This is a genomic window from Kitasatospora sp. NPDC056531 (assembly GCF_042794375.1).
GTDB lineage: Bacteria > Actinomycetota > Actinomycetes > Streptomycetales > Streptomycetaceae > Kitasatospora.
In genome coordinates, this window is sequence record NZ_JBHTTU010000009.1 from 68840 (window position 1) to 77670 (window position 8831).

General features: G+C 71.2%; 6 protein-coding genes. 3 read left to right on the top strand and 3 right to left on the bottom strand.

The window, feature by feature from the left end; translation table 11 throughout:
- Positions 1-223 precede the first annotated feature (223 nt).
- Both ACFQ87_RS11830 and ACFQ87_RS11835 read right to left on the bottom strand, forming a co-directional pair.
- Positions 224-967 carry a TetR family transcriptional regulator gene (locus ACFQ87_RS11830; protein WP_380610509.1) on the bottom strand — a complete coding sequence of 248 codons (744 nt, stop codon included), beginning with the start codon at positions 965-967 and terminating at the stop codon, positions 224-226.
- 87 nt (positions 968-1054) lie between these two features.
- Entirely contained in the window at positions 1055-2206 is a 1152-nt protein-coding gene (locus ACFQ87_RS11835) for an acyl-CoA dehydrogenase family protein (RefSeq protein WP_380610510.1), read from the bottom strand.
- 172 nt (positions 2207-2378) lie between these two features.
- On the opposite strand from ACFQ87_RS11835, the gene ACFQ87_RS11840 reads away from it, so the two are divergent.
- Positions 2379-2813 (top strand): hypothetical protein, encoded by a 435-nt coding sequence (locus ACFQ87_RS11840; RefSeq protein ID WP_380610511.1) that lies wholly within the window; start codon positions 2379-2381, stop codon positions 2811-2813.
- Between the two features lie 107 nt (positions 2814-2920).
- On the opposite strand, the gene ACFQ87_RS11845 is transcribed toward ACFQ87_RS11840, so the two are convergent.
- A complete protein-coding gene (locus ACFQ87_RS11845) occupies positions 2921-6493 on the bottom strand; it encodes a CDP-glycerol glycerophosphotransferase family protein (RefSeq protein ID WP_380610512.1) in 3573 nt (1190 codons plus the stop codon).
- 135 nt (positions 6494-6628) lie between these two features.
- Here ACFQ87_RS11845 and ACFQ87_RS11850 point away from each other — a divergent pair, with 135 nt between their 5' ends.
- Both ACFQ87_RS11850 and ACFQ87_RS11855 read left to right on the top strand, forming a co-directional pair.
- Positions 6629-7627: a glycosyltransferase family 2 protein gene (locus tag ACFQ87_RS11850; protein ID WP_380610514.1), complete on the top strand. Its 999-nt coding sequence runs from the start codon at positions 6629-6631 to the stop codon at positions 7625-7627.
- Between the two features lie 100 nt (positions 7628-7727).
- Positions 7728-8831 (top strand): YihY/virulence factor BrkB family protein (locus tag ACFQ87_RS11855; RefSeq protein ID WP_380610515.1); only part of this gene is annotated, 1104 nt, incomplete at its 3' end.

The window sequence follows — 8831 nt, forward strand, 5'->3', positions numbered from 1 at the left end:
GTGGTGGTGCCTTGGAGGGGGTGGGGGGGTCGGATCCCCCCTGGGGACACAGGGGGGGTGACTCTTGTTAGTGGGGGCTCTTTGGTTGGGGAGAGGGGGCGGGCCCTTGAGGGGGGGGGGAGGTCCCGCTTTCGCTGGATGAGCCGCTCCGGTCCACCATCGGGACCCGTGCCAACTCCCGCCGAAGTCCGGCTTTTTGTCGGCGAGTTGGCCTCAGGCCCGGTCAGACCCGGTGGGTGTCGCCCAGGGCGCTCTCGATGCCCTGGACCATCCGCCACAGCGGGGCGCGGCGACTGGCGACCAGGACCACCACGTCGTCGGCCGCGTCCTCGCCGTCCGGGGCGGAGTCTGCCGGGCGGTCGCTCCAGGTGGTGGTGACGAAGGCCATCGCCGCGTCCACCTCGGCCACCCAGTCGCTCTCGCCGCCCGAGCGCAGCCAGGTGCGCAGGGCGTGGTTGTGCGCGGAGACCACGGCGGCGGCGATCACGTCGGCACGCAGCGGGCCGTCCGGGAGGTCGGCGAAGCGGCCGCGCAGGTAGGCGGCGAGGGTGTGCTCGTAGCGCCAGACCACCGAGAGCTCGTACGCCCGCAGGCCGGGCACCTTGCGGGTGAGGCGGTAGCGCTGGACGGAGAAGGAGGGCTGCTCGGCGTACATCCGCAGGACCAGCCGGGCGGCGGCGCAGGCGTGCTTGACCGGGTCCTCCTCGCCGGTGCCGGAGTCGAGGAACTCCGTCATCTCGGCGAGGCTGCGCTCGTGGTCGGGGAAGACCACGTCCTCCTTGGCCGGGAAGTAGCGGAAGAAGGAGCGCCGGCCGACGCCCGCGAGCGAGACGATGTCGTCGATCGTCGTCTGCTCGAAGCCGCGGTCCAGGAAGAGCTCGAAGGCCGCGGCCACCAGCGCGTCGCGCATGGCCGGCTTCGAGGGCCCGTCATTCATCGGCAGGTCCTGCTCTTCCTTCTCGCTCATTCTCCGGAACTTAGCATCGGTGCGACGTGTCGGCCCCGACGGCCGGGTGGCTGGCCCGTCCGGCCGTCGGGGCACGTCGGAGCGCCGTTACGGGAGGTTGCGGGCCATCACGATGCGCTGGACCTGGTTGGTGCCCTCGTAGATCTGGGTGATCTTCGCGTCACGCATCATCCGCTCCACCGGGTAGTCCCGGGTGTAGCCGTAACCACCCAGCAGCTGCACCGCGTCCGTGGTCACCTGCATCGCCACGTCCGACGCGAAGCACTTCGCCGCCGCACCGAAGAACGTCAGGTCCGCGTCCCCGCGCTGCGACTTCGCCGCCGCCACGTACGTCATCTGCCGCGCGGCCTCCAGCTTCATCGCCATGTCCGCCAGCATGAACTGCACACCCTGGAACTCCGCGATCGCCTTGCCGAACTGCCTGCGCTCCCGCACGTAGCCCTTCGCGTAGTCCAGCGCGCCCTGCGCGATACCCACCGCCTGCGCCGCGATCGTCACCCGGGTGTGGTCCAGCGTCTTCATCGCCGTCTGGAAACCGGTGCCCTCCGCACCGATCATCCGGTCCGCCGGGATCCGCACGTTGTCGAAGTACACCTCACGCGTCGGCGAACCCTTGATCCCGAGCTTCTTCTCCGGCGCACCGAACGAGACGCCCTCGTCACCCTTCTCCACCACGAACGCCGAGATGCCCTTCGACCGCATCGACGGGTCCGTCACCGCCATCACCGTGTAGAACTCCGAGACACCCGCGTTGGTGATCCACCGCTTCACCCCGTTGAGGACCCAGAAGTCACCGTCGCGCACCGCCCGGGTCTTCATCCCCGCCGCGTCCGACCCCGCCTCCGGCTCCGACAGGCAGTACGAGAACATCCCCTCGCCACGCGCCAGCGCACCCAGGTACTTCGCCTTCAGCTCCTCCGAACCCGACAACTGCACCGGCAGCGAACCCAGCTTGTTCACCGCCGGGATCAGCGACGACGAGCCGCACACCCGCGCGACCTCCTCGATCACGATCACCGTCGCCAGCGCGTCCGCCCCCGCACCGCCGTACACCTCCGGCACGTGCACCGCGTGCAGGTCATTGCCCCGCAGCGCGTCCAACGCCTCCTGCGGGAACCGCCCCTGCTCGTCCACCTCCGCCGCGAACGGCGCGATCTTCGCCTCGGCCAGCGCACGCACCGCCTCACGGAGCATCTCGTGCTCCTCGGAGATACGGAAGAGATCGAACTCCTGGCTCATGATCGCCACTCCTGTTTCACGACGGTACTCAGTACCCTTCATTATGCATGCGCGCAGCAAAAAGGGAACTCAGTGCCTTCACAGGGCGGCACTGAGTTCCCTATCCTTTTCCTGCCGAACTTCTGCCGTACGTCTGCCGTACAAGCCGGTCCGAGCGCAGGGAGATGACAGCGTGGTCCACTCAGCCATCGAAGCCGACACCCGGAGTACGACGCTGTACTTCCAGCGCTGCACCTGGTGCAACAACCCGACCTTCCAACGACTGCTCTGCCCCACCTGCGGCTCCACCGAGCTACGACTGGAGCCCAGCGAGGGCACCGGGGTCGTCCGGCGCTGCGCGGTCGAGCAGGCCCGCACGCCGCTGGTCCGCCAGAAGTCCCTGATCCGCATGGCGGAGGGGTTCGACGTCTGGTGCATCGTGGACGGACTGCGCAGCACCGTCCCGGTCGGCACCCGGGTGCGGCTGTACTCCTCCCCCGGCTCCGACCAGCCGGAGCTGCGGCTGCTGCCGATGGAGGAGCCGCAGCCTGCCCCGGACGCCGAGCCGCGCCCGCTGCCGCCGACCAAGGGCGGGTTCACCCAGCACCTCGCCGCCTTCGCGGAGTAGGCCCGGTGTGGTGGGGGGGGGGGGGAGCTCCCCCGGGGTGCTCCAGGGAAAAAGGGGGGACGCCAGGGGGGGGGCTCCGGGCCCGCCTCGGCAGGGGCGGGGGGCCGCTACTCCTTGCGGAGCATCGCGTCGACCACCCGGGCGGCGGCCTTGCCGTCGTCCAGGTCGCAGTACGCCTCACGGAACGCGGCCGCCTTGTCGGCGTGCTCGGCCGCGACCTCGTCCACCCGGCCGAGCGCGGCGACCAGCTCCTCGGAGGTGGCCAGCAGCGGACCGGGCGCCTCGGCCTCGAAGTTCAGGCTGAAGCCGCGCAGGTTGTCCCGGTAGTGCTCCAGGTCGTGGGTGAAGAAGAGCATCGGCTTGCCGGTGGTGGCGAAGTCGAACACGCTCGCCGAGTAGTCGGTGACCAGCACGTCCGCGATCAGCAGTAGCTCCGCCATGTCGGGGTAGCTGCCCACGTCCCAGATGTAGCCGTTGCCGGCGCCCGGGATCTGGCCGCACATCACGCTGTGCCGGCGCACCAGCAGCACCTGGTCGTCGCCGAGCGCGGCCTTGGCCGCCGCCAGGTCGATCCGCAGGTCGATCTGGTAGCCGCCGTTGGGCCGGCGCCGGTCCTCGCGCCAGGTCGGCGCGTACAGCACGACCTTCTTGCCCTCGGGCAGACCGAGCCGCTCGCGGACCTGTTCGGCCGTCTTCTCCCGGTCGGCCGCGAACAGCAGGTCGTTCCGGGGCGAGCCGCTTTCCAGGATCTCGCCCTTGAAATCGAACGCGCGCTTGAGCAGCGGGGCCGACCAGCTGTTCCCGGCCACCAGCAGGCTCCAGTTCGGGACCTCGCGGGACAGGCTCTTGAGGTAGTTGGAGTCGGTGAACCAGACCTTCTCGAAATCGAAGCCGATCTGCTTCAGCGGGGTGCCCTGCCAGGTCTGCAGGACCACCTGCCCGGGGCGGCGGACGAAGAAGTCGGGCAGGTGGGTGCTGGTGACGATGTACTTGGCGGTCGCCAGCGCCTCGAACCACTCCGGGCTCCAGAGCCGGATCGGGGTCGCCGACTGCGGCAGGTCGGCCTGCATGTCGTCGCTGCCCCACAGGTGCTCCAGCGGCAGCCCGCGGCGGACCAGCTCCTCGTGGATCGCCTTCGGCGAGTCCGCGTACACGCTGCCGTGCCCGGCGTTGTACAGCACCGTGTCGCGCACCGGCAGGCGCCGGGCGGTCGGGTAGTGGTCGGTGCGCAGCAGGCGCTGACGGTAGCCGGCCCGCTCCTCGGGCAGCAGCACCGAGTGCGACTCCAGCGACAGGCCGTCGTGGTAGCGGCGCTCCAGCACGATCCGCTTGCCGCGGGACTCCACCTCCAGCGGCAGCGAGCCGAAGCACTCCGGTGCGATCAACGCCGAGGAGTTCGGCAGCGCGGCCACCGGCGCGCCGACCGGGCGGAAGAAGACGTTCCAGGTGCCGGCGGCGAGCGGCACCCGCCCGGCGAAGGAGGCGGTCGGCACGGCGGGCATCGCGGTGCGGAACCGGCCGTCCGAGATCTCCACCGGGTAGACGTGCTCCTCCTCGCGCCAGTTGTGCCGGACCACCAGCTCCCAGCGGTGGGCGCCGGGCAGCGGGAAGGAGCCGCTGAGCAGGAAGCCGTCGGCGCCGCGCGCGGACACCTCGTCCACCAGCGGCTGCAGCAGCTGGTCGCAGAACTGCAGGTGGCCGCCCGGGGAGGGCTTGGAGTAGAGGGCCCGGCGCGGCTCGCCCGAGGACTGCGGGTCCAGCGCCAGGTGCAGCTGCTCGGGCGCGTTGCGGTCGTCCCAGGCCAGCCGGACGGTGCTGCCGTCGGCCAGCAGCAGTGCGCTGTCCCAGCGGTCGCGGCCGCGCTCGGCGGCCACCGGGTCCAGCTCGGCCCAGGCCTCGCGGACGGCGGTCAGCTCGGCCACCGGGAAGGAGGCCGTGAAGGGCTGCAGCGTGCCGACCGGCGCGCCCAGCTCCAGCGGGAAGGTCAGCTCGCGGTCCGACTCGACGTGGGTGAGCTGCAGCCGGGCCCCGGCGAAGCTGACCCCGGAGCGGGCGGCGCCGGAGACCTCCAGCCGGCCGCCGTGCGCGGCCAGGCCGGTCGCCCGGGCCTTGACGGTCTCCACGTGCAGGTAGACGAAGTTGTCGCGGACCCACGGCACGATCCGCACGTCCGGCTCGACCCAGTGCGCCGGGAGGTACTCCGCGGTGTCGCTCCAGCCGGCCGAGACCCGGCCCTTGTAGACCCCGCCCTTGCCCGCGCCGGCCACCAGGACGCGCCAGTGGCCGTCCTTCCACTGGCCGCGGTGCTTGAGCTTCTTCGGGTCCAGGGCGACGGTGAAGCCGGACCAGTCGCAGCTGTACAGGTCGTGGTTGCAGCTCGCGGTGGCCTCGGGGCTGTACTGGGTCTTCATCGGCACCGCGACGACCCGGCGGCCCTTGGCCTCGCGCAGCACCAGGGTGCGGACCATGTCGTGCTTGGCCGCCGCGCCCAGCTGCTCCGGGTACGCGTGCCCGGTCAGCTGCAGCTTCCCGCCCACCCAGGCGCTCGCGTACAGCCGGCTGCGCATGACCAGCGAGTTGTCCAGCTTGAGCACGCCGGACGGCACGCTCTTGCGCCCGCCGCGCAGGAACGGGTAGTCCGCGTACGGCCGCAGCAGACCGCGGGCCTGCACGCCGCCGCCGCTCTCGCCCTCGTACTTGATCTGCTCGACCAGCTCGTCAACCCGGCCCTGCAGGGTCAGGTGGTACTTCAGCCGCAGCGGCGCGCGCAGCTTGCGGACCTGCTCGGGGCCGATCGCCCGGAGCAGCCGGCTGACGTTCTGGACGTAGGCGTCCCGGTACTCCTTGTCACCGTCCACGACGGACCAGAAGAACATCGGGATCTCCTCGACGAGGGTGTTCTCGTCGTAGGAGCGCAGGTACTGGTCGAAGCGCGGCTCGGTCTGCTTCTTCAGCCAGCCGCGGACCAGCTCGACCGAGGTGACCCGGTCGACCAGACCCTTGGGGTTGGTGCGCATCTGCGTGATCGACATCTCGCCGACCTCGCGCTCGCGCCAGTGGTAGATCGGCTCGGAGAGCACGTCCACGCTCTTGGCCAGGTAGTGGTGCGGCACGCTGACCGGCGCGTCCTCGTACAGGATGCCCTCGGGGTACAGCAGGTCGGCCGCGTCGAAGAACGAGCGGCGGTACACCTTGTTCCACGCGGTGCGGTCGGTGACCAGCGCCGGGATCTCGGTGATGTGGGTCTTGAGCTTGGTGACCTTGAACGGCTTCACGTGGCCGCCGGACTGGTAGTAGCCCACCGCGCGGAAGCGCAGCACGTTGCCGGTGCAGAAGTCCGAGCCGGTCTCGTCCAGCGTGTTGATCATCAGCTCGTACGCGCTGGGCGGCATCGAGTCGTCGCTGTCGACGAAGCACAGGAACTCGGCGTCCGGGTCGATGTGCCGGATGCCGGTGTTGCGGGCCGCGCCGAGGCCCTTGTTCACCTGGCGGACCAGCCGGAACCGCGAGTCTTTGGCCGCGTACGCCTCGGCGAGGGCCGCGCTGTCGTCCTTCGAACCGTCGTCGACCATGACGCACTCGAAGTCCGTGAAGGTCTGGGCGGCGATCGAGTCGAGGCATTCGACGAGATAACGCTCGACGTTGTAGATCGGAACGACGATGGAGAGGCGGGGAGCCATCGGCTACGCAGGCCTTTCTCGGTTAGGAGCGTGGCAGCCCGGTGGGGGCCTGACCGCACTTTGAATCGGTGCGTACGTGCGCCCCGATCCTACCTCCGGGCTCCGGAGCCCCCCCGGGCCACTACGCTGGGCCCCGTGCCCCGCTTCAGCGTGATCGTCCCCGTGTACCAGGTCCAGGACTACCTCGTCGAGTGCCTCGACTCGGTCCTAGGCCAGGGCGGTCCCGACTTCGAGCTGATCGCGGTGGACGACCGCTCCCCGGACGGCTGCGGCGCCATGCTGGACGAGGCGGCCGCCGCCGACCCCCGCGTACGGGTGCTGCACCTGCCGGAGAACGTCGGCCTCGGCCGGGCCCGCAACGCCGGCCTGGAGGTCGCCACCGGCGACTACGTGGTCTTCCTGGACAGTGACGACACACTCACCCCCGGCCTGCTGAAGGCCGTCGACGACCGCCTCGCCGCCACCGGGGACCCGGACGTCCTGGTCTACGACTACGCCCGCACCTACGCCGACGGCCGGATCACCCGGGCCGCCTCCGGCCACGTCTTCGGCGCGGCCTCCCCGAACGTCTTCGACCTCACCGCCCGCCCCGACCTGCTCGACCTGCTCCAGGTCGTCTGGAACAAGGCCTACCGCCGCGGCTTCGTCACCGAGCAGCGGCTGGTCTTCCCGGCCGGCTACTACGAGGACACCCCCTGGACGTACCCGGCGCTGCTCGCCGCCGCCAGCATCACCCTGCTCGACCAGGTCGGCGTGCACTACCGCCAGCGCCAGGAGGGCGGCAACATCCTGGCCACCGCCAGCCGCAAGCACTTCGACGTGTTCGCCCAGTACGACCTGGTCTTCGCCTTCCTCGACCGCCGCCCCGACCTGGACCGCTGGCGCCCGGTCGTCTACGGGAAGATGCTGCACCACCTCAACACCGTGGTCGCCAAGCCCGGCCGGGTCCCCTCCGGCGACCGCCGCGAGTACTTCCGCCGCGCCGCCGCGCACTGCGCCCGGCTGCGCCCGGCCGGCTACCGCCCGCCGGCCGGAGTGGAGGGCGTGCGCACCGAACTGCTCAGCCACGGCCGCTACGGCGCCTACCAGGCCGTACGCGCCCTCGCCCGGGCCCGCCGACTCGTCAAGCGCTGATCCGCGTGCGCCGACGCCGCCCCGCAGGAGCGCGTTCGCGGACGCGCCCTGGGACGGCGCCTGACGGCCATTCGGGGGACGGGCCGGTATAACCGGTCGGGTGGACTTCCTGACCCGCCTTCCGGTCCTCGGCCCCCTGGTGGCCCGAGTGCTGCGCAGCCGCCCGTACCGGGTGTACGAGTACTTCTCCGCGGCCCGCGGCAACCGGCTGGCCGGGGCCGTCACCTTCTTCGGCTTCCTCGCCCTCTTCCCGCTGCTCACGGTGGGCCTGGCGATCGCCGTCGCGACGCTCAACGGCAGCCAGGTGGCCGACCTGCAGCAGCACATCTCCGACCAGCTGCCGGGCTTCTCGGACGCGCTCAACCTGCCGTCCCTGGTGGCCAACGCAGGCACCGTCGGGCTGGTCGGCGGGGCGCTGCTGCTGGTCTCCGGCCTCGGCTGGGTGAACACCATGCGCACCTCGATCCGGGACCTCTGGCAGCTGCCCGAGGAGAAGGGCAACCCGGTGCTGCGCAAGGCCTGGGACATCGCGGTGCTGGCCGGCCTCGGCCTGGTGTCGCTGTTCTCGCTGGCCGCCTCCGCCGCCGGGACGACGCTCGCCGGGCGGATCGCCGGGGAGATCGGCCTCGGCAGCGGCTACCTGCTCACCTGGGTCGGCGTGTTGATCGCCATAGCGTGCGACACCCTGCTCTTCGCCTACCTGCTGGCGCCCTTCCCCGGGATCACCGGCCAGCGCCGCCGGGACCTGCTGATCGGCGCGCTGATCGGCTCGGTCGGCTTCGAGCTGCTGAAGCTGCTGCTCGCCTCCTACCTCGGCTCGGTCGCCGGGCGGAGCCTGTACGGGGCCTTCGCCACGCCGGTGGCGCTGCTGCTGTGGATCAACTTCGTCTGCCGGCTGCTGATGTACTGCGTCGCCTGGACGGCGACGGCCGACCCGGAGGCCGCCCGGGAGCGGACCAGGGCGCACGGCCGGGCGCTGCTGGCGGCGGCCGACGAGTCGGAGGCGGCGGAGGGGGGGCGGGCCCAGAAGAGAGGACAGGGCACCCCCCGGCCCTCTCTTTTTCCCCCCCTCCCCCCCCTCCCCACCACCCCCCCCCCCCCCATCCCCCGCCCCTTGTGTAACGATACGACCGCCGCTGAGATCGCGCTGAGCCTGATCGAGGCGCTGGCCGAGGACGACACCATCCCGGCGCTGCGGGTCGGC